General features: G+C 72.6%; 20 protein-coding genes. 10 read left to right on the top strand and 10 right to left on the bottom strand.

Features of this window, described 5'->3' with window-relative positions; genetic code table 11:
- The 3 genes from AWQ70_RS08270 to AWQ70_RS08260 form a co-directional block, all read right to left on the bottom strand.
- Positions 1 to 2709: a DUF3626 domain-containing protein gene (locus AWQ70_RS08270; RefSeq protein ID WP_067172421.1), complete on the bottom strand. Its 2709-nt coding sequence runs from the start codon at positions 2707 to 2709 to the stop codon at positions 1 to 3.
- A gap of 98 nt (positions 2710 to 2807) precedes the next feature.
- On the bottom strand, positions 2808 to 3119 hold the full coding sequence (locus tag AWQ70_RS08265) for a hypothetical protein (protein ID WP_067172419.1): 312 nt from the start codon (positions 3117 to 3119) through the stop codon (positions 2808 to 2810).
- Positions 3116 to 3511, bottom strand: a complete 396-nt coding sequence (locus AWQ70_RS08260; protein ID WP_067172417.1) for a YbaB/EbfC family nucleoid-associated protein — start codon at positions 3509 to 3511, stop codon at positions 3116 to 3118. Before AWQ70_RS08260 ends, AWQ70_RS08265 begins: the two co-directional genes overlap by 4 nt.
- A 284-nt stretch (positions 3512 to 3795) precedes the next feature.
- Here AWQ70_RS08260 and AWQ70_RS08255 point away from each other — a divergent pair, with 284 nt between their 5' ends.
- Entirely contained in the window at positions 3796 to 4113 is a 318-nt protein-coding gene (locus AWQ70_RS08255; RefSeq protein WP_067172415.1) for a hypothetical protein, read from the top strand.
- Positions 4114 to 4224: 111 nt separating this feature from the next.
- Entirely contained in the window at positions 4225 to 5331 is a 1107-nt protein-coding gene (locus tag AWQ70_RS08250) for a WXG100 family type VII secretion target (protein WP_067172413.1), read from the top strand.
- Positions 5332 to 5537: 206 nt separating this feature from the next.
- On the opposite strand, the gene AWQ70_RS08245 is transcribed toward AWQ70_RS08250, so the two are convergent.
- The gene (locus AWQ70_RS08245) at positions 5538 to 5972 is read right to left on the bottom strand and encodes a winged helix DNA-binding protein (protein WP_067172411.1); all 435 of its coding nucleotides are present in this window, start codon (positions 5970 to 5972) and stop codon (positions 5538 to 5540) included.
- A gap of 64 nt (positions 5973 to 6036) precedes the next feature.
- On the opposite strand from AWQ70_RS08245, the gene AWQ70_RS08240 reads away from it, so the two are divergent.
- From AWQ70_RS08240 to AWQ70_RS08230, 3 genes are all read left to right on the top strand, one after another.
- Positions 6037 to 6510: a MarR family winged helix-turn-helix transcriptional regulator gene (locus AWQ70_RS08240; RefSeq protein ID WP_067172712.1), complete on the top strand. Its 474-nt coding sequence runs from the start codon at positions 6037 to 6039 to the stop codon at positions 6508 to 6510.
- A 340-nt stretch (positions 6511 to 6850) separates the two neighbouring features.
- On the top strand, positions 6851 to 8296 hold the full coding sequence (locus AWQ70_RS08235; RefSeq protein ID WP_067172410.1) for a hypothetical protein: 1446 nt from the start codon (positions 6851 to 6853) through the stop codon (positions 8294 to 8296).
- Between the two features lie 290 nt (positions 8297 to 8586).
- On the top strand, positions 8587 to 9813 hold the full coding sequence (locus tag AWQ70_RS08230; protein WP_157529944.1) for a pentapeptide repeat-containing protein: 1227 nt from the start codon (positions 8587 to 8589) through the stop codon (positions 9811 to 9813).
- Here AWQ70_RS08230 and AWQ70_RS08225 read toward each other — a convergent pair.
- Positions 9790 to 11181, bottom strand: coding sequence for an NAD(P)H-quinone dehydrogenase (locus AWQ70_RS08225; RefSeq protein WP_067172406.1), 1392 nt, complete (start codon positions 11179 to 11181; stop codon positions 9790 to 9792). The genes AWQ70_RS08230 and AWQ70_RS08225 overlap by 24 nt on opposite strands.
- Positions 11182 to 11332: 151 nt before the next feature.
- Here AWQ70_RS08225 and AWQ70_RS08220 point away from each other — a divergent pair, with 151 nt between their 5' ends.
- The 3 genes from AWQ70_RS08220 (at position 11333) to AWQ70_RS08210 (ending at position 14365) form a co-directional block, all read left to right on the top strand.
- Complete coding sequence (locus AWQ70_RS08220) at positions 11333 to 11785, top strand: gamma-glutamylcyclotransferase family protein (protein ID WP_067172404.1); 453 nt, start codon at positions 11333 to 11335, stop codon at positions 11783 to 11785.
- 121 nt (positions 11786 to 11906) lie between these two features.
- Positions 11907 to 12710, top strand: coding sequence for a purine-nucleoside phosphorylase (locus tag AWQ70_RS08215; protein ID WP_067172710.1), 804 nt, complete (start codon positions 11907 to 11909; stop codon positions 12708 to 12710).
- A gap of 8 nt (positions 12711 to 12718) precedes the next feature.
- Positions 12719 to 14365, top strand: coding sequence for a phospho-sugar mutase (locus AWQ70_RS08210; protein WP_067172402.1), 1647 nt, complete (start codon positions 12719 to 12721; stop codon positions 14363 to 14365).
- 28 nt (positions 14366 to 14393) lie between these two features.
- Here the strand turns inward: AWQ70_RS08210 and AWQ70_RS08205 are convergent, their stop codons facing one another.
- From AWQ70_RS08205 to AWQ70_RS37420, 4 genes are all read right to left on the bottom strand, one after another.
- On the bottom strand, positions 14394 to 14963 hold the full coding sequence (locus AWQ70_RS08205; RefSeq protein ID WP_067172400.1) for a PH domain-containing protein: 570 nt from the start codon (positions 14961 to 14963) through the stop codon (positions 14394 to 14396).
- Positions 14960 to 16048 carry an adenosine deaminase gene (locus AWQ70_RS08200; RefSeq protein WP_067172398.1) on the bottom strand — a complete coding sequence of 363 codons (1089 nt, stop codon included), beginning with the start codon at positions 16046 to 16048 and terminating at the stop codon, positions 14960 to 14962. The genes AWQ70_RS08205 and AWQ70_RS08200 overlap by 4 nt, the downstream gene beginning before the upstream one ends.
- A gap of 224 nt (positions 16049 to 16272) precedes the next feature.
- Positions 16273 to 16629: a cupin domain-containing protein gene (locus AWQ70_RS08195; protein WP_067172396.1), complete on the bottom strand. Its 357-nt coding sequence runs from the start codon at positions 16627 to 16629 to the stop codon at positions 16273 to 16275.
- Positions 16630 to 16641: 12 nt separating this feature from the next.
- A complete protein-coding gene (locus AWQ70_RS37420; protein ID WP_084516657.1) occupies positions 16642 to 17346 on the bottom strand; it encodes an AMIN-like domain-containing (lipo)protein in 705 nt (234 codons plus the stop codon).
- Positions 17347 to 17514: 168 nt separating this feature from the next.
- On the opposite strand from AWQ70_RS37420, the gene AWQ70_RS08185 reads away from it, so the two are divergent.
- Both AWQ70_RS08185 and AWQ70_RS08180 read left to right on the top strand, forming a co-directional pair.
- A complete protein-coding gene (locus AWQ70_RS08185) occupies positions 17515 to 19557 on the top strand; it encodes a hypothetical protein (protein WP_067172394.1) in 2043 nt (680 codons plus the stop codon).
- 51 nt (positions 19558 to 19608) lie between these two features.
- Entirely contained in the window at positions 19609 to 20829 is a 1221-nt protein-coding gene (locus tag AWQ70_RS08180) for a hypothetical protein (RefSeq protein WP_067172392.1), read from the top strand.
- Between the two features lie 166 nt (positions 20830 to 20995).
- Here AWQ70_RS08180 and AWQ70_RS08175 read toward each other — a convergent pair whose 3' ends face one another.
- Positions 20996 to 22420: an MFS transporter gene (locus AWQ70_RS08175; protein WP_245646840.1), complete on the bottom strand. Its 1425-nt coding sequence runs from the start codon at positions 22418 to 22420 to the stop codon at positions 20996 to 20998.
- Positions 22421 to 22473: the final 53 nt, after the last annotated feature.

Genomic DNA, 22473 nt, shown 5'->3' with positions numbered 1-22473 from the left:
TCACTCACTCCCGGTCGCGTTGAGATAGCCCCACGGAATGCCCGCGGCGTCGAGAGCCCGCTGTACGTCCTGGGGTGGCAGTCCCTCGAACATGACGTGCTCGATGTCCGTGACCGCCACACCACCATGGATCTGCGCTTCCACGTACGCCCTCTCCCAGAACGACGGGTGGGCGTAGTCGCGTCCGGTGCCCCGCAGTGTGTGGGCGATATACGGCATGTCCGCGCCACGTGGAAAGGCACCGAAGGATTCGGCACGAGGATCGGTGAGCAGGCTGGGCATCGTTCCCTCGCGCTCCTTGAGCGAGTCGCCCATGCACACGGTCGTCCGCGCCCGGACCTCGGGCCTGAGGGTGACCTGGGCATCACCGTAGTGCTCGATGCGTCCGCCCAGGACCGTGTACCTGTTGGCGCCGGCATCGGCCAGAACGTTGACGAAGCCGTAGATCGGCCGGGTCTCCGGGGGAAGATCCACAGGATATCCGAACCACATCTGCTCGAAGCCGGCCCGTATCGACGGTTCGTACACACCTCTCGATCGTCCGACCTCGAACTGCGACTTGAATCGGCCGTCTTCGAGCACCTTCAGGAGGTTCTCAGCCGAAATGCGCACCGCCACCGGCCTGTCATCCAGTAGTCGCGCCAACTCGTCCCGCATGACCTCCCTGGCCGCGGCCACCGACACTCCCTCCTCCTCCGCGACGAGTTCGATGCTCTTTCGCACCTGCGCGTGGTGCTCATAGAAAGCATGCTCCGCCTCATCGGAGACGACCCTCACCATCTGGTCGAGGAGGTCGTTGAGCTGGAACGAAAGCGCATCGGCCTCCTGGTGTCTGCCCAACTGGACGAGCCGGTCGCGGGCGGCCTCCAACTCCAGGATCTCCGCGTACTTGGCGATGATCGCCTCATCGGGCGCCTCACGCATGAGCGGTCCCGCGCGGGATTCTCCGTGGTCGGCTCGGGCGAGGCCGTCGGCAGACGGCCCCGCCGGGTCGGTGTGCGCCCCACCGGCCGTGTCGGACTCGGCGAGTCCCGCACCGGTCGCGCCGTCGGCCTGCCGGGCACCGGTGCCACCGTCGGCGCTGTCCGTGTGAGCACCGGCGGCGGCCGAATCCGCCCGCGCCGGGCCAGTGTCGGGGCGCGCGACCCCGCTCCCGGCGGGCTCCGTACGCGCCTCGCCCGCGGTTCCCCCGTCGGCGCGTCCCGCGCTCGCGGAGGGGTGCGCCCCGTCGCGCGCCGCCGTCCCCTGCTCCTTCGGCGCGGCCGGTGCGTCGCCATCGTGGAGCGGGCGATTGATCAGGGCGTCGATGCGGGATCCCGATGCGGCGGGGGCGTCCATCCGGCCGGAGGGCGGTGCGTCGGCGCTCCTCGCCGCGCCGGGCGGCGCTTCCGCACGCCCCTGCTGGCCGGCGCGACCGGTCCGCGACCCGGCTCCGCCCTCGCCCGTCGGCCGAGAGGCCCCCTCCGGCCGCGCCACGCCGTCCGCCCGTGAAGCCTCCGCCCGTGGAGCGTCGGCCCGTGGAGCGTCGGCCCGCACCGCGCCCTCCGGCCGTACCGGGTCGCGGGGTGGGATCACCGCGCCGCCGTCGAAGCGTGCGGCACCCTCGGAGCGGCCGGAGCCATCACCACGGGCGGCGCCCTCGCCGCGTGCCGCGCCCTCGGCGCCCGCCGCGTCACCGGCCCGCGCCGGCCCCCCGTCCGATACGGCGTGGGCCAGCGACGTGCCTCCCGCCCCGCCGTCCGGCGGGCGTGGAACCGGGTCCGGCGACACGCCGCCCGGCAACCCCGAGGGATCTTCCGCTCCCGTCCGTACGGAGAGGTCGGCCGGCCCGCCGGGAAGGCGGGCGGGATCGACCCCCGGCCCGGCGGGCACGTCGGCCGTCCAGGCGGAGGAGGTGGGCCCGGACGACGACGGCCTCCGCCACGATGGGTCCCAGCCGGCCCAGTGCGCGTCCGCTCCTCCCAGCAGGCCCGCGGTGCCGCCCTTGAGGACCGTCTCCCAGTCGAACTGGCCGGAGGCGGCCAGCGACACCGCCGTGGCCGCCGTGTTCGCCACGCCGGACTGCGCCATGAGCCCCCACACCGACCTGCTGGACGCCGCGAGGACCTTCTCGTACAGCGACATCTCGGCCGGGGTCAGCCCCATCCGCAGTCCGGGGGTGGAGAGCCGGGACAGGCCGCCGGGCAGGGCCGTGAGGAACGCGCCGGTCAGCGCGCCCGTTCCGGCGGACGCGAGGACCTGGTCCCAGTCCACCTCGTCGCGGCGGGACTGGCTGAGCTGCACCCCCAGGTCCATCCCGGCCACGATGGCTCCGAAGAGCCCGACGTTGATGAGGAGCCGCCGCGCGATCTGGACGACCGTCATGCGGGCCAGGGTGACCCGGGGACCGATCAGCGCGAAGGAGATCCCTCCCCACGGTCCCATCGCCGCTATCAGCAGCCATGCGAGCTGCGCGATGAAGAGGCAGATCGCGACCCGGATCATCCGCTTGGCGTACTGCACCTGCACGCCGAGCCGGTTGAAGGCGATGGCCGCGGCGACGAGCCGTTCGACGAGGTCGGCCTCACGTCCTCCGTAGACGCGTTTGACGTGCTCGGCGAACGCCTTGAGCGCGTCGCCGTCCCATCCCTCGCCCAGCCTCGCCCCGGCGCCGCCTCGGGCCTGTCCCGCCGGGCCGCCTCGGCGCAGGCGTCGGCGAGCCGGAAGCATCCAGCCTCGTCCCCTTTCGGCCAGTCCATCCCGACGACCCAGCCGACCCACGGCTTGGCCCAGTCGGGGACGATGATCCCGTCGATGTCCACGCCGCGTCACACGGTGGGGTCGCCGGCCCGCTCGGCCTCGGCGTAGTTGGCGGCGTTCGCCTTGAGGCGCTCACGCACACTCTCGACCTCGGCGATGTACGCCTCGAAGGCGTCGAAGACCCCCTTCTTCATCTGGGGGAGGTTCTTCCGCAACTCCGCGCCGTACTGGTCGTCGCCGAGGGGGTTCCCCTCGCGCTGGAACACCGCGTCGAGCGCCCTGCACACCTCACGCAGGAAGTCGCGCTCCTCTCCGACGACCTGGGCCTGCCGCTGGAGATCCGTCCAGCGGGCGTAGTAGCCGCCGCCGGGCGTCGTCACCCGTCCTCTTTCCGCGGCAGGTCGACGGGCTGGGGCAGGAACGACGAGAGGTCCACGCCCTCCCCGAACAGCTCCTCGTACGGCAGGCCCTCCGGCACGAGCGGCGCCATCAGCTCCCGGGTCCCCTCCGCGATCTCGGCGGAACCCTTCGCGATCAGCTCCATGATCGAGCGGGACAGCTCTGACGGCGACAACTTGCGGTAGACCCGGGGGTCGAACTCGATGCCGCGCACCTCGCCGCGAGAGCCGATCGTCACCGTGACCATCCCGTCCTCCGACCGGCAGGTCGCGGACAGCTCGCTCAGCCTGCCGTACGTCTCGCGGAGCCGTACGGCCTGCCTGTTGTACTCCTCGGCGAGCCCCTCGATCATCGCCTGGTACTCGTCGCTCATCGGCGATCACTTCCGGGGTGGCCGAGGCCGGTCACGGATCGTCGACACCGCACGCACCCTTCACGGATCATGAACAAAAGGTGGCATCACTCGGAAATCCCCGTCAACGACGGCCGCTGCCCGAATCTGACAGCCGAGGTCACCGAGCCGGAGACGTGCGCCAGCGGCGATGGCCTGGGGCGACCGACCGCGGAGAGCACCTCGGCCGCGACCTGCCGCCCGACGATCTCTCTACTATGCTCCGATTCATCGGCTTTGTCGCGATATCGGGAGGAGTCGACGGCATGGCGGGTCTCGATTTCCACTTCGAAGCGCTGGAGCAGTGCCGCACCGCGGTGCGCGAGGTCGCGGAGAAGTTCGGCGCTCCGGCCGTCGCCCAGGCCCCCGTCGAGACCGTACCGGCCAGGGCGTTCGGCACGCTGAGCGGCGCGAGCGGCCTGGCCGGCGCGATCAACGGCATCGACACCACGCTCTCCGCCGAACTCGGCCGGATCTCCGGCCTGCTCGACGACGTCGGCGACTCCCTGACGACCGTGAAGAACAACATCCGCCGGGTGAACACGGCGGGCGAGCGGGACGGGGAGCGGCTGCTGGAGGCGTGACGCCCTTCCCGGCGCCGGACCTCGGACTCCACGTCCCGACCAAGGAGCTTCGATGAGCACACCGCACCCCGTGAACACGTTCCCCGGCTCCCGGACGAGGAGGACCCGCCGATGAGCGCTCCGGGCGACACGCCACTGCCCCGGCTCGACTCGATATCGAGAGGCGGCGAGCTGTCGGCGCTCCTCGGCAAGGTGAGCGGGCAGCCGGACGTGATCCGGGGCGTGGCGAAGCGCTGGCGCGGCACGATGAAACTGGTGGGCGAGCAGATCGGCTCGCTCGCGGGCGCGGTGGGCAGGGTGGACGACGCGTGGCAGGGCGCGTCCGCCGACGCGTTCGTCACCTACATGGGCAAGTACGGCCCGGCCGCCACCGAGCTGAACGACGCGCTGGAGAAGGCCGTCACCGCCCTCGACAAGGCGGCGGACGAGCTGGAGAAGGCCCGCGCCGACATCCACGCGATCTGCGAAGGGGTCATCCGCGACGCGGAGCAGTACGCGAAGGACAACCCGGACGCGACCGCCGCGGACGCGGACGCCTATGAGGGCTCACTGGTCGAGACGGCGCTCCCCACGGCGAGCAAGCGCGTGGAGGACGCCGACGAGAAGGTGAACGCGGCCCTGAGGGCCGTCAACGAGCTGAGCGAGCACGGGATGACACTGCTCGCGGGCATCAAGAAGCCGGGGAACGACGAGTTCGTCCCCGTCTCCGCGACCTCCGGCACCGGATGGGTGCGCACCCCCGGCTACACCCCCTGGGCCGCGTCCGACACGCCGACGGTGCTCGCCGCCTTCGGCGGCGGCGGTTCCGGCGGCTACGGCCCGAGCGGGCCGCCGCCGGCCGGGGGAGGTCCCGCCGCCCCCGCCCAGGTCAGGGCGTGGATCGACGAGGCGGTCGCGATCCTCAAGGCGCAGGGGTACCCGGTGTCGAAGATGAACGTCGACGACATCTGGATGATCATCCAGCACGAGTCCGGTGGGAACCCGCGCGTCGTCAACACATGGGACTCCAACGCCGCCAAGGGGACGCCGTCCAAGGGCCTCATGCAGACGATCGACCCCACCTTCAACACGTGGTCGCTGCCCGGGCACAAGGACATCTACAACCCCGTGGACAACATCATCGCGGGCGTCCGGTACGCCATCGCCCGATACGGATCCGTCTCCGCCGTCCCCGGCGTGGTCGGTGTGAAGACCGGAGCCGGCTACCAGGGGTACTAGTGCCTTCCCGGCGATCCCTGCCCCATCGCCCAGGGTGGCACCTCGCGGCCGTACGCGGCCGGCCCCGGCCGATCCCCCATGGGAGCCACCCGATGACCACGTCACGGCCGCCGAGTCGGGCCGGGACCACCGCCACCGGACATGCGTGCATCGCGTTGCCCACGTCAGAACACGGCCTGACCGCCGGACACCGTCGAACCCCGGCACTACCGGGTGGCGAGATCCGCCTCGACATTGCCTGCCATGACCGACAGGATCCGTACGGTTTCCGCGTACTGCTCGGGGGTCAGGTCCTTGAGCACCGCTGCGCGGGTCGCGTCGACACGTGCCGCGATGTGCGCGTGAGCGGCGCGTCCCTCGTCGGAGAGGGCGAGGAGGTTCCTCTGGGAGCGGCCGGGCCGTGTCCAGCCGCGGGCGGTGACGTCCTCCAGAACCCTCTCCAGGTCCGGCTCACCCTGCGTCCAGAAGGGGGCGAGGGCCGCTGCCAGCTCGTCGCGGGTCGCTTCCCCACGGGCGAGGGTGTTGAGGATCTGCCAGTGCCGGCGTCCGAGACCGAGGTCGGCGAGGGTCGCGTCGAACTGCTTCTCCAGCAGGTTGTGCAGGTGCTTGAGCCAGTAGCCGATGGGCTTGGGCGCGTCCACGGACCCTCCACGTCACATGTAAAATTACATCTAGTTGTCTTTGATTATGTAGTGAGGGATTGTGGTGGGCAAGCCGAGTACCGATGTGGCAGACATCGAAACGGCCGTCGTCGCCTTGCGCCGCAGCCGGCAGCGCCGCGCGCTGGCGGGGCTGGCGAAGCATCGCGGCGAGCACGCCGGGCTGCCCGACGCGGTCTTCGAGCTACTCGACGTGGTCGAGGCGGCCGAAGGCCAGGACTCGGCACTGACCGTTACCGAGGCCGCGGCCCTGCTCGGCGTCGACCAGCCCAGGTCAAGCCGACTCGCCTCGCAGGCCCTCCAGGCCGGGCTGCTGCGACGTCAGGCCGACCAGCACGACGGCCGCAGATCGCTGCTGGCCCTCACCCCCGAGGGGCGGGACGTGCTCGCACGGATTCGGACATTCCGCTGCGGGATCATCGCCGAGGCAACGGCCGGCTGGACTGACGACGACCGAGCCGCCTTTGCCCACCTCTTGACCCGCTTTGTACGGGACTTCTCTGCGATCACACAACACTGACGCCGGCATCACCTTGTCCGCGGCGTATGTAGCGGGTGTCCCGGACCCGGTGCCGGGCAGGGGCGGTCGAGGGGCAGGGACCTTTCAGGCGGCCGCCCCGGTCGGCCGCGGTCACGCGGGCGACACGGACGGCTCGCCGCAGCCGGTGACCATTTCGATCCCGGGTTCCTCCCCGAAGTGGGGCCGGGGGCGGGCGACCGGGCGGCGCCTCGCCCGGACCGCACGCCACGGCCAGATGGCGGAACGCGGGCTGGAACGGTTTCACGAACGGATACGGTTTCGCCCGACAGGAACAATTACGCATCACGGTTCGTCCTGAAGGGCGAAGGAGGCTTACGCCGTGACCATCACCCATCCGCTGGGCCGCGTGGGGGCCGCCGTTGCGGCGGTCCTCGTCGGCCTGTTCACGCTGCTCGCCTGGAGCCCGGCAGCGTACGCCGCCGCCGCTCCGCCCGATGTCAGCGCGGTCCTCGCCCATTGGAAGGACCAGAAGGATCCGCTGTACGTTCAGGACGGATCCCCGCTGTCCTCCGGGGACCAGTCCGGCATCCGTGACGCGCTGAAGAACGCGGACAGCAAGATCTACGCGGTCGCCCTGCCCGACGGGACGATCACCACCGGCTCGGAGGCGGGCGCCTACATCACCGCCCTGGGCAACGCCCTGGCGAGGGAGGGCCGCCCGAAGGCCACCGTCGCCGTCATCGACGGGACGAACCTCTTCGCCGGGTCGAGTGCCCTCGGCAAGAGGTCCCAGGGCCTCGCCGGCGAGCTCGCCAACCGGGCCGCCGCGAACAACCAGGGCAAGCCCGTCGAGGTCATGCAGGACTTCGTCAACCGCGTCGACGCCGTGGCCAAATCCGGCAAGCCCAAGGACGGGCTCGGAGACGGCAGCGTCGCGGGCGGCACCGGCGGTGGCGGTGGCACCGGCCTGCTGGTCATTCTCGGCATCGCCGTCGTGGGAGGTGGCGCTTTGTGGGTGTTCTCTCGCCGTGCCAAGCGCAAGCGCGAGGAGAAGGAGGCGGCCGAGCTCGCCGCCGTCAAGCAGACGGTCGAGGAGGACGTCACCAAGTTCGGCGAGGAGATCACCGCGCTGGACATCGACGTCAAGATGTTGCCGCAGTCCGAGACCTCGGGTGACTGGCAGCGGGCGCTCGACTCGTACGAGCGGGCCAAGAACGAGCTGGCGGCCGTCAAGCGGGCCGACGAGCTGCGCACGGTGACCTCGACGCTGGAGGACGGGCGGTACGCCCTGGCCTGCGTCAAGGCCCGCGTGAACAACCAGCCCCTCCCCGAGCGGCTGCCCCCGTGCTTCTTCAACCCGCAGCACGGCCCGTCCGCGCGCAACGTCCGCTGGGCTCCTCCCGGCGGCGCGCCGCGCGAGGTCCCGGCCTGCGCGGCGGACGCCGAGGCGGTCGAGCGGGGCTTCGACCCGCAGATGCGCGAGGTCATGGTCGACGGGCAGCGCCGCCCCTACTGGGACGCCGGCCCCGCCTACCAGCCGTACGCCTACGGCTACTACGGCGGTTTCGGCGGCGGCGACATGCTGACCGGCATGCTGGTGGGCACCATGCTCGGCAGCGCGTTCGGCGGCTTCGGCCACGGCGGTTACGGCCACGGCTACGCGGACGGCCTCGCCGCGGGCAACGCGGACTCCGGCGGTGACTGGGGCGGCGGAGGCGACTTCGGCGGCGGCGGAGGCGACTTCGGCGGCGGTGACTGGGGTGGCGGAGGCGACTTCGGCGGCGGTGACTGGGGTGGCGGCGACTTCGGCGGCGGTGACTGGTGACGCCAGTCACCGGCCCGGCCGTTCGCTGATCACCCGCAGGTCGACGGGCCGCCCGCTTCGCGGCAGGCCACCGGAGCACCCGGAGGCCGCCCGGCAACCGGCTTGGTGACCGCCGGTGGGCGTGCCGCCCGGTCTTGATCATGGCTCCACCAGGTGACCCCGTACCTTCAGGTGCGGGGTCACCGGCTTTTCCGGCACTTTGGGGCGCTCTCGGAACAGATCAGGCGTGTGCCCTACCTTCGCCGCGAGAGACTTGAGGGCATTCTCTGGAGGTTTGCGAGGAGGCTCCGTTGCGTCGCTTTCGAGCGTTGGCCGTCGTGCTCGCCGCCGTGGCCGCCGCGCTCCCCGTCTCACTCGGCGCGGGAGCGGCCCCGGCCGAGGCGCGGTCGGCGGGCTGCACGCCGGGCAGCGGACCGGACCTGCGCGGCGAGGACTTCACCGACTCCGACGACATCCCGTACGACCTGCGCTGCGCGAACCTGACCGGCGCGTACCTCGACGGCGCCGACCTCTCCAGCCGGGACCTGCGCGGGGTGATCCTGCGCGACGCGTCGCTCAGGGACGCCGATCTGACCCTCGCCCACGCCGAGGGCACGGACCTGCGCGGAGCCGACCTCAGCGGCGCGGACCTCGGCCAGTTCCACGGCAAGCAGGCGAAGCTGCGCGGCGCGAACCTCAAGGACGCCTACGCGGGCCAGGCGGATCTGACGCGCGCCGACCTCACCGGCGCCATCCTGGCCCGGACGGAGCTGACCCAGGCCGACCTCACCGGCACCACCTTCGTCGGGGCCGACCTGAGCAAGGCGATCGTCGGGCAGGTGAAGGCGCGGACCGCCGACTTCACCCGGGCCACGATGCGCGGCGCCAAGCTCACCCAGGCGCACCTGGAGAGCGCCGTGTTCGCCGCCGCTGACCTCGGCGGGGCGTCGCTCGGCCAGGCCTGGATGGACGGCGCCGACCTGACGGGGGCGAACGTCGAGGGCGCGTCCTTCGGCCAGGCGAGGGACGTGAACCTCGCCGGCTCGCGCGGGACACCCGCCGACGCCCCCGCCACCTCTTCCTCGCCCACCCCGAGCGGCGACCGGAGCTCCGAGACCGACCGGGCCATCGCCACCGATCCCGTACGGACGACGACGGGCCTGTTCCTGGTCGTCGTCAGCGGCATCGGACTCGCGCTCACGCTGCTCTTCTGGGCGCTCGCCCACCGGCGCAGGAAGCGGGACGCCGCCGCCTTCGAGCTGGAGCGCCAGGCGGTCGCCGACGATCTCACCCGGTTCGGCGACGAGATCAGCACGATGGACGCGGAGCTGGGCCTGAGCGACGACGGGGCTCCGACCGAGCCGGGCGACCGGCGGGAGTGGCGCTCCGCGCTCGACGCGTACGAGGCGGCCAGGCACGTGCTCACGCTGGCGCGCACCCCGCACGAGTTGCAGGGCGCGGCCTCGGCCGTGGAGCACGGGAGGGCGTCGCTGCGCCGCGTCAGGACGCGGCTGTCAGATCACGGTGGTCAGCGGTGACATGAGGCGGCGGGCCGCCTCCGTGATCGACCCCGACAACGAGGGGTAGACGGCGAACGTCTGCGCGAGCTGGTCGACGGTCAGCCGGTGCTGCACCGCGACCGACAGTGCGAGGACGAGCTCGGACGCGCGGGACGCCACGATCACGCCACCGAGCACGATGCCGGTGTTGGGGCGGCAGAAGAGCTTGACGAAACCGTCGTTGAAGCCCTGCATCTTGGCCCTGGCGTTGGTGGCCAGCGGCAGCTTGACGACGTTGGCCTCGATCTCGCCGGACTCGATCTGCCGCTGCGACACACCGACGGCCGCGATCTCCGGGTCGGTGAAGATGTTGGCGGCGACGGTGGCCAGGCGGATCGGCTGCACGGCCTCGCCCAGGGCGTGCCACACGGCGATCCGGCCCTGCATGGCGGCGACGGAGGCCAGCATGAGCACGCCGGTGCAGTCGCCCGCCGCGTACACGCCGGGCGCCGAGGTCCTGGAGACCTTGTCGACCTCGATGAAGCCGCCCCGGTCGAGCCGGACGCCGGCCTCCTCCAGACCGATGCCGGAGGTGTTGGGGATCATGCCGACGGTCATCAGGCAGTGGCTGCCCTCGGCGGTCCTGCCGTCCTCCAGCGTGACGACCACGCCGTGCTCGGTGCGCTTGACGGAGGCGGCGCGGGACCGGCCCATGACGTTCATGCCGCGGCGCCGGTAGACCTCTTCGAGCACCTCGGCGGCGTCCGCGTCCTCGTTCGGCATCATCCGGTCCCGGGAGGAGACCAGGGTCACCTCGGAGCCGAGCGAGCGGTACGCCCCGGCGAACTCGGCCCCGGTCACACCGGAGCCGACGACGATCAGGTGCTCGGGCAGATCCTGCAGCTCGTAGAGCTGCCGCCAGGTGAGGATGCGCTCGCCGTCCGGCTCGGCGCCCGGGAGCACGCGGGGGTGCGCGCCGGTCGCGACGATGACGACGTCGGCCCGGATAGTCCGGTCCCCCGCCCGTACGACCTGCGGGTCCACGAGGCGGCCCTTGGCGCGGATGACCTCCACGCCCTCGGCGGCCAGCCGCGCGGCGATGTCCGCCGACTGCGCCTGCGCCAGCTCCTTGACACGTTTGTTCACGAGCGGCATCTCGACCATGACGCCGCCGGTGTCGCCGTCCGCCCCACCGTCGAAGTGGACGCCGACCGAGGCCGCGTCCAGCAGCGCCTGCTTACGGACCGAGGTGGCGATCAGCGTCTTGGACGGCACGCAGTCGGTCAGCACGCACGCGCCACCGGGCCCGTCCTGCTCGACGACGGTGACCTGTGCTCCCAGTTGGGCGGCGACGAGGGCCGCCTCGTAGCCGCCGGGGCCGCCACCGATGATCACGATCCTTGTCACGTGGCCTATTCTCCCGCATCATCCCGCTAGTCAGGGATGAGGGGGATGCGTAAGGGTTCGACTACGCCGGGAACCCCCGTATTTCCCGGGAGTCAGCGGGTCCTGCGCCATGGCCGTCCGGCGGCGCGCCTCGTGGTTTAGGCTTCGTGCCGTGCCTGTCTACGCGGCCTACAGCAGCAACATGGATCCCAAGCAGATGGCCGAGCGCGCCCCGCATTCGCCGATGCGCGGCATCGGTTGGCTATCGGGCTGGCGGCTGACCTTCGGCGGCGAGGACGTCGCCTGGGAGGGCGCGCTCGCCACGATCGTCGAGGACTCCGGCGACCAGGTCTTCGTCGTCCTGTACGACGTCCCCGAGTGGGACGAGGCGTCGCTCGACAAGTGGACCGGCACGGAGCTGGGCTTCTACCGCAAGGTCCGGGTCCGCGTCGCGACGCTCGACGGCGACGTCCTGGCCTGGACGTACGTCCTCGACTCCTACGAGGGCGGCCTGCCGTCGGCCCGCCATCTCGGCATCATCGCGGACGCGGCGGAGAAGGCCGGGGCGCCGGACGACTACGTCACCCACCTTCGGACCCGCCCCTGCAAGTCCCTGGGCGACTGACCCGGCGGCTTCCCGTCCGATCTCGCCGGGTTTGGCAGATATCGCCAGATCTCATCGTGTTCCGGCGGGCGCGCCGGATTCTGGCGGGGATGGTTCATCCGCTTCTGTACGCTCGGTGAACGTGACCAATGACGCTTACGCGCTGGCGGCAGAGGCCGCGGCCACCCTGAAGAACCTCACCGGCATCGGCTCCTTCGACGTCGCCCTCGTCATGGGGTCGGGCTGGGTCCCGGCCGCGGACGCGATCGGCGAGACCGTCACCGAGTTCCCCGTGACGAAACTGCCCGGGTTCGCCCCTCCCGCCGTCGCCGGGCACGCGGGCACCATCCGCGCGATCAGGACGACGTCCGGGCGCAACGCCCTGGTCCTGCTCGGCCGTACGCACCTCTACGAGGGCCGGGGCGTCGAGCCGGTCGTGCACGGCGTCCGCACGGCGGTCGCCGCCGGAGTGCGCACCGTGGTGCTCACGAACGCCGCGGGCGGCCTGCGTCCCGAGACCCAGAACGTGGGCGACCCCGTCCTGATCAGCGACCACATCAACCTGACCGGGGACAACCCCATCACCGGGGCGAAGTTCGTCGACCTCACCTCCGTCTACTCCCCCCGGCTGCGCGACCTCGCCCGCGAGGTGGACCCGTCCCTCTCCGAGGGTGTCTACGTCGCCTTCCGCGGTCCGACGTACGAGACCCCGGCGGAGATCCGGATGCTGCGCGCGCTGGGCGGCGACCTGGTCGGCATGTCCACCGTCCTGGAGGCCATCGCGGCCCGCGAGGCCGGGGCCGACGTGCTCGGCATCTCCCTCGTGACCAACCCGGGCGCCGGCCTGGTGGGCGAGCCGCTCAACCACGAGGAGGTCCTGGAGGTGGGCCGCGCCACCGCCGCCCGGATGGGCGTGCTGCTGGCCAAGGTCGTCGACAAGCTGTAGGGGCATCGATGAGCGATCTCGTACGGCGGGCGCGGGAGTGGCTGGCCCAGGACCCCGACCCGGAGACCCGGGCCGAGCTGGAGGCGATCCTCGCCCGGGACGACGACGACGAACTGGCCTCGCGGTTCGGCGCGCGGCTGGAGTTCGGCACGGCGGGCCTGCGCGGCGAGCTGGGCGCGGGCCCGGCGCGGATGAACCGGGTGACCGTGATGCGCGCCGCCGCCGGCCTGGCCCGCGTCCTCGGCCCCGGCGGGCATGTCGTGATCGGCTACGACGCACGGCGTAACTCGGACGTCTTCGCCAGGGACACCGCGGCCGTACTGACCGGCGCGGGCCTTCGGGCGTCCGTCATGGACGGCAGGTGGCCGACGCCCGTCCTGGCCTTCGCCGTACGCCATCTGGGCGCGGACGCGGGCGTCATGGTCACCGCCTCGCACAACCCGCCCCGCGACAACGGCTACAAGGTCTACTGGGGGGACGGGGCGCAGATCGTGCCGCCGGTCGACGCGGAGATCTCGCGGGCGATCGACGCGGTCGGCCGGGTGGACGAGCTGCCGCTCGGCTACTCGTGGGAGGTCCTCACGCACGAGGCGATCGTCGCCCCCTATCTGCGGGCGCTGGCCGGCCACATCCCGGTGGGCGACGCCCGGGACGTCCGCGTCGCGTACACGCCGTTGCACGGGGTCGGCGCGGAGACCCTCGCCGAGGCGTTCCTGGGCCTGGGCTTCGCGGCCCCGGAGATGGTCGCCGCGCAGCGCGACCCCGACCCCGATTTCCCGACCGTCGCCTTCCCCAACCCGGAGGAGCCGGGGGCGATGGACCTCGCGCTCGGCCTCGCCGAGGAGATCGGGGCGGACATCGTCCTGGCCAACGACCCGGACGCCGACCGGTGCGCGGTCGGAGCGCGGCTCCCCGGCGGCGGTTATCGGATGCTCACCGGCGACGAGCTCGGCTGCCTGCTGGCCGAGCACGTGCTGGCCGCCACCTCGGGAGACGACCGCCTGGTCGCGACGACCATCGTCTCGTCCTCGCTCCTGGGCAAGATCGCCGCCGCGCACGGCGTCCGGTACGCGGAGACGTTGACCGGCTTCAAATGGATCATGAAGGCGGGTCCCGGCCTGGTCTTCGGCTACGAGGAGGCGCTGGGCTACAGCGTCGGCTCCGAGGCCGGCCTGCCCGTCCACGACAAGGACGGCATCGGGGCGGCGCTCGCGGTCGCCGGTCTGGCGGCGCGGGCCCGGCGGGACGGCCGGACGCTGCTCGACCTGCTCGACGACCAGGCCCGCCGGTACGGCCTGCACGCCACCGGCCAGCTCTCCGTACGGGTCGAGGATCTCGCGGTCATCGCGCGGGCGATGGCGGGCCTGCGCGCGGCGCCGCCGGCCAAGCTCGGCGGCCGCGAGGTCGAGTCCGCCGAGGACCTGGCCGCCGGCCTGTCCGGGTTGCCGCCGACCGACGGCCTGCGGTACCGGCTGGCCGGGGGCGCCCGCGTGGTCGTCCGGCCGAGCGGCACCGAGCCGAAGCTCAAGTGCTATCTGGAGGTGGTCGTCCCGGTCACGGGACCCGCGTCCGGCGACGTCGAGCGGGCACGCGCGGCCGCGGCCGCCGACCTGGCCGCCCTCAAGGCGGACCTCGCCGCGGCCGTCGGCGGCTGAGCGCGCGGCGGACCGCGGGGCCGCGCCGTCAGGCGAGCACGATGGTCACCACGACGAGGGCCACCGCGGCCGCGAGCCCGGCGATCGACACGGGCGACCAGGACACCCTGGTCGCCCCCGACGTGTCCCGCTTGCGCAGCACGGCCATCTCCGAGAGCTGCTGGGCCACCCAGTCGGCGTGGGTGCGGCCGAGCGCCGCCGCCTCGTGCGGGCGCTGCTCGGACGCCTGCTTCCTGGTCGCCCGGCGTGCGGCCTTCGCCCGCTCGCGGGCGCTCGGCTGCGGGCTCCAGCAGCGGACGGTCGTGTCACCGGCCACGATCACGATGGCGTTGGACACCTGCACCTCGTCCAGATCGCTCCACGGCACGTACGCGGTGCGGAACGGGTTGCGGATCCGGACGCCGCCCTCCTCGGGAATGATCGCCGGGCGCAGCGCGAGCAGGCCCACGAACACCGTGATGACGCCGAGCACCGCGCCCGCGATCAGCGCGGACGGCATGCTGCCGCGGACGATCAGATCCCAGGCGTTCCAGGCGGCGAAGATGATCCACGCCCACCCGAAGACCCACGCCAGCTTGGAACGGAAAACCTGTTTCATATCTGCCACTTGAGTCCGGCGAAGCCCGGCTTGATCACACCGTTGATCAGCGCGAGCCTCTCGTCGAAGGGGATGAACGCCGACTTCATCGCGTTGACCGTGAACCACTGCAGGTCGTCCCAGTCGTAGCCGAAGGCGTCCACCAGCTTGGCGAACTCCCCGGACACGCTGGTCGCGCTCATCAGCCGGTTGTCGGTGTTGACCGTGACCCGGAAGTGCAGGCGGCGCAGCAGCCCGATCGGGTGCTCCGCGATGGACGGCGCGGCGCCGGTCTGCAGGTTCGACGTCGGGCACATCTCCAGCGGGATGCGCTTGTCCCGTACGTATGCGGCCAGCCTGCCGAGCTTGGCCTCTCCGTCACCGGAGAGCGCGATGTCGTCGATGATCCGCACGCCGTGGCCGAGCCGGTCGGCTCCGCACCACTGGATCGCCTGCCAGATCGACGGCAGCCCGAACGCCTCGCCGGCGTGGATGGTGAAGTGCGCGTTCTCGCGCTGGAGGTATTCGAAGGCGTCGAGGTGGCGGGTGGGCGGGTGGCCCGCCTCGGCTCCCGCGATGTCGAACCCGACCACGCCCACGTCGCGGTAGCGGACGGCCAACTCGGCGATCTCCATGGAGCGGGCCTGGTGCCGCATCGCGGTCAGCAGCGTGCCGACCCTGATCCTCGGGGTGCCGTCGGGGCCGAGTGAGCCGAGGCGGAAGCCCTCGATGACCGCCTCGACGACCTCGTCGAGCGAGAGGCCGCCCAGAGTGTGTTGCTCGGGCGCGTACCTGACCTCGGCGTAGACGACGCCGTCGTCGGCGAGGTCCTCGGCGCACTCGGCGGCCACCCTGACCAGCGCCTCGCGGGTCTGCATGACCCCGACCGTGTGGTCGAACGTCTCCAGGTAGCGTTCGAGCGACCCCGAGTCGGACGCCTCCTGGAACCAGGTGGCGAGGTTGGCGGAGTCGGTGGAGGGCAGCCTGCCGTACCCGGTGTCGCGGGCGAGGTCGATGATCGTCTCGGTGCGCAGGCCGCCGTCGAGGTGGTCGTGGAGCAGGACCTTGGGCGCGCGGCGGATCTGCTCCGGCGTCGGCCCGTTCACGCGTGCTCTCCGCCCGGCCGCCGCGACGCCCTCGCAGGGGCCGAGCCGTGCCGCTCGCTGATCTTTCCGCTCATGCCCCGGCTCCGATCCGACCGCCGCGTCGCTCGCTCATGGCTGTTCGTCACTCCTCCGCGCCCGGCAGCGCACGGCCCGCCGGACGCTGCGTCACTCATCTCGGCATCCTATGCCACCTGCGGAAACGCCGATCATGCACTGTTTGCCGATTATGCGTCGTCGCGGTTGGCAGTCTCGGGCGAGAACGCCGGGAGGCAGACGGCGACGTACTCCGCCCCGGCGGGCCCGGAGCGGTAGCGGATCTTCTCCCCCGGCTCGCTGACGAACGCCTGACCTGCGCCGACCTCGGTGGCGCCGCCCTCGTGCTCCACGATCACCGACCCCTTGAGCACCAGCGTGTACTCGCCGAACCGCGGGGTCTGCGGCGGCTCCTCCCAGCCGGGAGGAGCCTGCATGTGCGCGATCGAGACCTGTTCGTCGCCGCTGTTGACCCGTCCCACGTACTCGTCGATGATCTTCCCGCCCGGGACCGGGATGCGGGTGGCCGCGTCGATCTTCCGTACCATGCGTCCAGTTTGTCAGTGAGCGACGTCGATCACGATCCGGGACGGTCCCGATTGCGGCAGCACCCGGAACCCGGCCTTGCGGGCGAGGACCAGGCCGACGCTCACGATGCCCTCGAAGTCGCCGTTGTTCACGATGTGACGGACGTTCGGCAGGTTCGCCGCGACCTGGCGGGCCCCCTTCCAGGTGGAGGCGCCCGCGTTGTCGTGCGCGAACGCCGGGGTGATGCGCACCTGCAGGTACGCCCCGCCGGAGAGGCCGACGGGGTCGCCGGACGCGTCGTGGATGAGCTTGTCGGTCCAGGCGACGGAGTAGCCGGTCATCGGACCGGAGAGGTCGATCACGACCCGGTCGAAGCCCGTGTGCTTCGCGAACCTGACCCCGGTCACCTTGGGCGGCTTGGCCGGATTGCGGGAGACCTTGATCGGCTTGGTGCCGGTGGGCGGGGCGGGCTCCCCCGGCTTGGCCGCGACCCCGTTGGCCGCGGGCGTCCCGCTGCCGGCGGAGGCCCCTGCGCCGGTGGAGGTCCCGCCGGTGGAGGTCCCGGTGGTGGAGGTCCCGGCGACGGGCGTCCCCTCCCGCCCGGTTCCGGTTCCGGTCCCCGAGGAGGTGACCTGGGCGACGGTGTCCCCGGCGCCGCCGCCGCTCGCCGCGCTCCCGCAGGCGATGGTGGCGGCGATCGGCACGAGGGCGAGGGCCAGGGCGCGCGACGTCTTCATGGCGGTCTCTCCTTTCGAACGTTCCACAACGATCAGGTGCGATGTGTGCCACCCCTATAGACGTGCTCTTCCGGTCCGGGGTTCGGATCTCCGTTAATCTGGCCGCCGTACCGGGTCTCACATTGCGAAATATCCGCATCTATTCGCCCAGCACAGTGGAGGGCAGCGATGAGCGCCAGGGGCGATCTGGGCAGGCTGCAGGGTTTCGACGCGTTCGTCGCCGACCATGCCCAGCCGCTGGCCCGTGCGGCCCTCCTGTTGACCGGCGACCCGGACGCCGCCCGTGCCCTCGTGGTCGGCGTCCTGACCAGGATCGTGCTCCGCTGGCCCACCGTACGCTGGGCCGACCCCGCCGGCTCGGCCCGCCAGGCGCTGTTCACGTCCTTCCTCACCCGCTACGGCGGGAAGAGTCCCACGCGCCGTAACAGTGGCGGGGGGAGAAGGCCCTCGGGCCGGGGCCCCGAGGAAATGGGCTTCGCCGTCGACGGCGGAAGGCCGCCGGGCCGGACCCCCGCCCTCCTGGCGGTCGTCGACGCCGGGACGGCGACGCTGCGGGAGGCGCTGGCCGCGCTGCCGCCGTGGCGCCGCGCACTGCTCGTCGCGCGGTTCCACGAGGGGATGTCGGAGGCCGACGCGGCGATCCTGTGCCGTACCACGCCCGACAGGGCGCGGGCCGAGATCAAGGCGGCGGGCGCGGAGTTGCGCGCCCGCGTCCCGGACCTCGCCGAGGTCCCCGCGTCGTCTCCCGGCGCGGACCCGGCGGAGCCCTCCACGCCCTCACCCGCGGACCCGCCTGGGGAGCCCGAGACGGATCGGGCCACGACCTGGGCCCCTCCGACGCCGGAGCCCGAGCGGATCGGCTTCTTCCCCGAGCCCACCTGGAGCTCGGAACAGGCTTGGAGCCCGGAGCAGGCGTGGAGCCCGGAGCCGGTCTGGATCGCACCGCCGCCGGTACGCCCCTGGGCGGGCGGGCCCACCACGCGGGACACCGCCGACGACGCGCTCCGCCGGGCGCTGAACGCCCTCGCCTCGCGGATGCCGCCCGTGGGCGACGTCTTCCCCGAGGTCGCCGGAATCGCGCGGCGGCGGCGCTCCAGCCGCGGCGCCCTCATCGCCAGTGTGTGCGTGACGCTGGCCGCCCTCGTGATCGTGCCCGTCGTCGTCGGGGCGACCATCCTCGTCGGCGCGATCGACGAGGCGTCGGGCCGCGGCCTCCCGGACCGCGTCACAGAGGATCCGTACGGCACGGCGCCCGAGGACGACCCGGCCGGAGGCGGCCCGTCCACGCTCCCGTCCACCGTGGACGCGCCCATCCGCTACGCCTACCGGGCACGCTGCGCGGAGGGCTCGACGGAGGAGGGCCCGTGCTACGAGTGGCGCGTGGTCACCGTCGAGGGACAGCAGTACGTGATCTTCGACGCGGGAGGCGCCGGCGGCCCGGGCGGCGACCGGTTGCTCGCGATCACGCCGGACGGGAACCACATCGCGTACTACAACTCCAGCTGGTCGGACTTCGTCGTCATCGATCGGCGGCACTCGGTGCCGGAGAGCGGCGACCTCGTCGACGTCGGGCAGCGGCTCACCAAGGACACGTCGCTGGCGGTGTCGCCGTCGGGCCGGTGGGTGGCGGCGGGTTTCGGCACGCGCGGGCGGGCCGCGCCGACCCGGGTGCGCGACTTCGACACCCGGCGCAAGTGGACGTTGCCGCGCAGGCTCCACGTCCTCGCGGTCGCGGACGACGGCACGGTCACCGGGACGACCAGTGGCAACGTCCGGAACACGGGCACGGAGCTGGTGCGGATGCGCCCGAACGGCCGGATCGTGAGCCGGATGCGGCTGGACGACCGGCTGCTCGCGTCCGACGGACCGGTGGCCGCCGTCTCGTCCCCGGACGGGCGCACCCTGGCGGTGATCATCGAGATCGAGCGCCCCGGGAAGGCCGCCGCCGTACTGGTGGAGACCGTGGACGCGGTCGCGGGCCGGGCCCCGGAGCGCTGCACGGCGTCCCTCCCCCGGGGCGTCGGCATCGTCTACGTCCACGGCTGGGGAAGCGACCACGAGGTGGTCATGGACGTCGGCGCCTCGTCCGGAGAGGGGGCGCGGCTCTCCTCCACCCGTGCGGTCGATGTGCGCTCGTGCCGCCACCGTGAGATCACGCTCGACGAGCGAACCGGCATCCGTTACTCCTGGACCCCCGGCGCGCTCGACTAGAGCCTTCGTGGTTCGGAGCACGACGAGCGGCGCCTCCCCTATACTCCCCGGATGCTGAGACGGCTCTCCCTGCCGACGGCCACCGCGGCGATCGCCCTGGCGCTGGCGGGATGCGCCCCACTCCGGACGGAGCCCACGGGGCCGCACGCGGGCGGGCCGACGGGTACGCCGGGCGCCTCGGCACGCGCCGGAACCGCCCCGGCTCACGGCACCCCGAGCGCGACGCCGGTCCGGGCACGGCCGACCGCGACCGCCGTGGGCCCCCCATGGAGCACGACGGTCGGCGACAGCGGCTGGGGCGGCTCCCTGGCCGACGTCGTGGCGACCACGGCGCGGGACGCCTGGGCGGTCGGCTCCCGCAACGAGGGGGACCCCATAGTCATGCGGTGGAACGGCGACCGGTGGCGCGAGGTGCGGGCGCCGGACGACGCCGAGTCCTTCAACGCGGTCGCCGCCGCGTCCCCCGGCGAGGTGTGGGTGTTCGACTACACGACCCGCGCCTGGCGGTGGAACGGCTCCGGCTGGACGAGCATGGGCGGGCCGGGCGGTCGGCACTGGCTCGGCTCGGCCACGGCGGCGGGGCCGGGCGAGGTGTGGGTGGCGGGCTCCACGACCTCCGAACCGCGCCGCGCGTACGCCGCGAGATGGTCGGGCGGGCGGTGGTCGGAGACCGAGGTGCCCGCGGGTGTCTCCGGGATCAGCGCGATCAGCGCGGCCTCGCCGGACGACGTGTGGGCGGTCGGGGGCGCCGCCGTCCTGCACTGGGACGGCCGCGCCTGGACCGCGCTGACCATGGGCGACCCGGGGTTTCCTTCGCTGGGCGTGCCCGGCCCGCCCTGGCCGGGCGACGGCACGCCGCCCCTTTCGCTGGGGGACGTGGACGCGGTGTCCCCGGAGGAGGTCTGGGCGGTGGGGACGCTGCGGATCGGGGACCGTGAGGAGGCCGTGGTGCTGCGCTTCGACGGCGAACGCTGGACCGCGCCGGACGTCCCCGCCCACCCGGACCACCCGGACAGGCCCGTCGCGGGCACGTTCAGCGCCGTCACCGGTGACGGGCGGGGCGGTTTCCTGGCCGCTGGCGGGCGGGCGTCGATCCTCCACTACAAGCGCGACGGCGGCTGGACGGACGAGGGCACCCCGTCGGAATCCGCCGGAAGCGTCTATGTGGACGCCCTCGCGCGGGTCCCCGGCGGCGATCGGGCGTTCGCGGTGGGCGGCCGGCCCGACTACGACGAGGACAGCTCCGGCTGGATCTGGACGCGCACTCCCTGACACGCGCCCCGCGAGTCCCCGGCGCGGGTCCCCGCCCGCGCCTCGCAGGTTCCCCCGGCTTCATCGGCGTATGAGCCGCCCGTCCCGCGAAGGCCCGGCGGGTTCGGTTCGGGAGCCCCCGCCCGAAACGGATCCGCCGGACCGAGCCGCGCCGTGTCGCCGGGCCTCAGACGGTCTCGAGGACCTTCTCCGTCGCGGCGGCGCCGGCCGTACGGGAGCGGGAGCGGAAGCGCAGGCCGCTCACCGCGACGGCCAGGCCGAGCAGGGCGAACAGGACCGAGACGACGATCGCCGCGCGGAACGCGCCGATCGGGTCGGAGGCCGAGCCCGAGGTCAGGACCGCCGTGACGATGGCCAGCACCACCGCGCCGCCGACCTGGCCGGACGTGTTGAGCAGGCCGGAGGCGAGCCCCTGCTCGTCGTCGGACACCCCGTTGGTGGCCTGGATGTTGAGCGACGGGAAGGAGAGCCCGAAGGCGATCCCGAGCAGCGCCATCCCGGGCAGGACCAGGGTGGCGAGGCTGGGGTGCGCGTCCAGCCGCAGGAACATCACGTAGCCCGCCAGCAGCGCGATCGAGCCGAGCACGATGAGCCGCGCCGTGCCGAACCGGTCGGCGAGGTCGCCCATCTTGGTCGAGCTGACCGCGACCAGCAGCCCGGCGGGCAGGAACGCCAGGGCGGTCTCCAGCGCCGACCATCCGAGCAGGTTCTGGAAGTACTGCATGGCCACGAACTGGAAGCCGACGTACGAGCCGAACAGGATCACCAGCCCGATGTTGGCCCGGACCAGCGGCGCGGACCGCAGGATGCCCAGGCGGACCAGCGGGTGCCTGACGCGGCGCTCCACCCGTACGAACAGGGCGAGCAGCGCGGCCACGGCGGCCGCGGACAGCACGGTGCGCCAGAGGGCCACGTCGGGCGCCTGGACCACGGTGAAGACCAGGAGCAGCATCGCCGCGGTGATGAGGACCGCGCCGAGGATGTCGTGGCCGCCCTCCCCGCGCTCCTCGCCGCGCGGCAGCAGGCGCAGGCCGGCGGCCAGGGCCAGGATCGCGACCGGGACGGGCATGATGAAGGTCCACCGCCAGCCGAGCTGGGTCAGCAGGCCGGAGAGCACCAGCCCGAGGGAGAAGCCGCTCGCGCCGCAGGCGGTGAAGATGCTCAGCGCCCGGTTGCGCGCGGGTCCCTCGGCGAAGGTGGTGGTGATGATCGACAGTGCCGCCGGCGCGGTGAAGGCCGCGCTCATGCCCTTGACGAAACGCGCGGCGATCAGCATGCCGCCGTCGTTCATCAGCCCGCCGAGCAGGGACGCGACGGCGAAGACGGCCAGCGCGAGGAGGAAGACCCGGCGGCGGCCGAGCAGGTCGGCGGTGCGGCCGCCGAGCAGGAGCAGGCCGCCGTATCCCAGCACGTACCCGCTGACGACCCACTGGAGGGCGCCGGTGGACATGCCGAGCTCGGCCTGGATGGAGGGCAGGGCCACGCCCACCATCGACACGTCGAGGGCGTCGAGGAAGACGACGGCGCAAAGGACGCTGAGCGCACCCCACAGGGGAGCCCCCCAGCGCTCGTCCGTTGTGGAGGAGGTCATGGCGGAGGACATTACATGCACCTGCATCCAATGCACAAGCAATTAATGCTTTT

It is taken from the genome of Microtetraspora niveoalba (genome assembly GCF_001570405.1).
Lineage (GTDB): Bacteria > Actinomycetota > Actinomycetes > Streptosporangiales > Streptosporangiaceae > Microtetraspora > Microtetraspora niveoalba.
The sequence above is the reverse complement of the archived record's forward strand: the minus strand, read 5'-3'. Positions and strand labels throughout refer to the sequence as shown.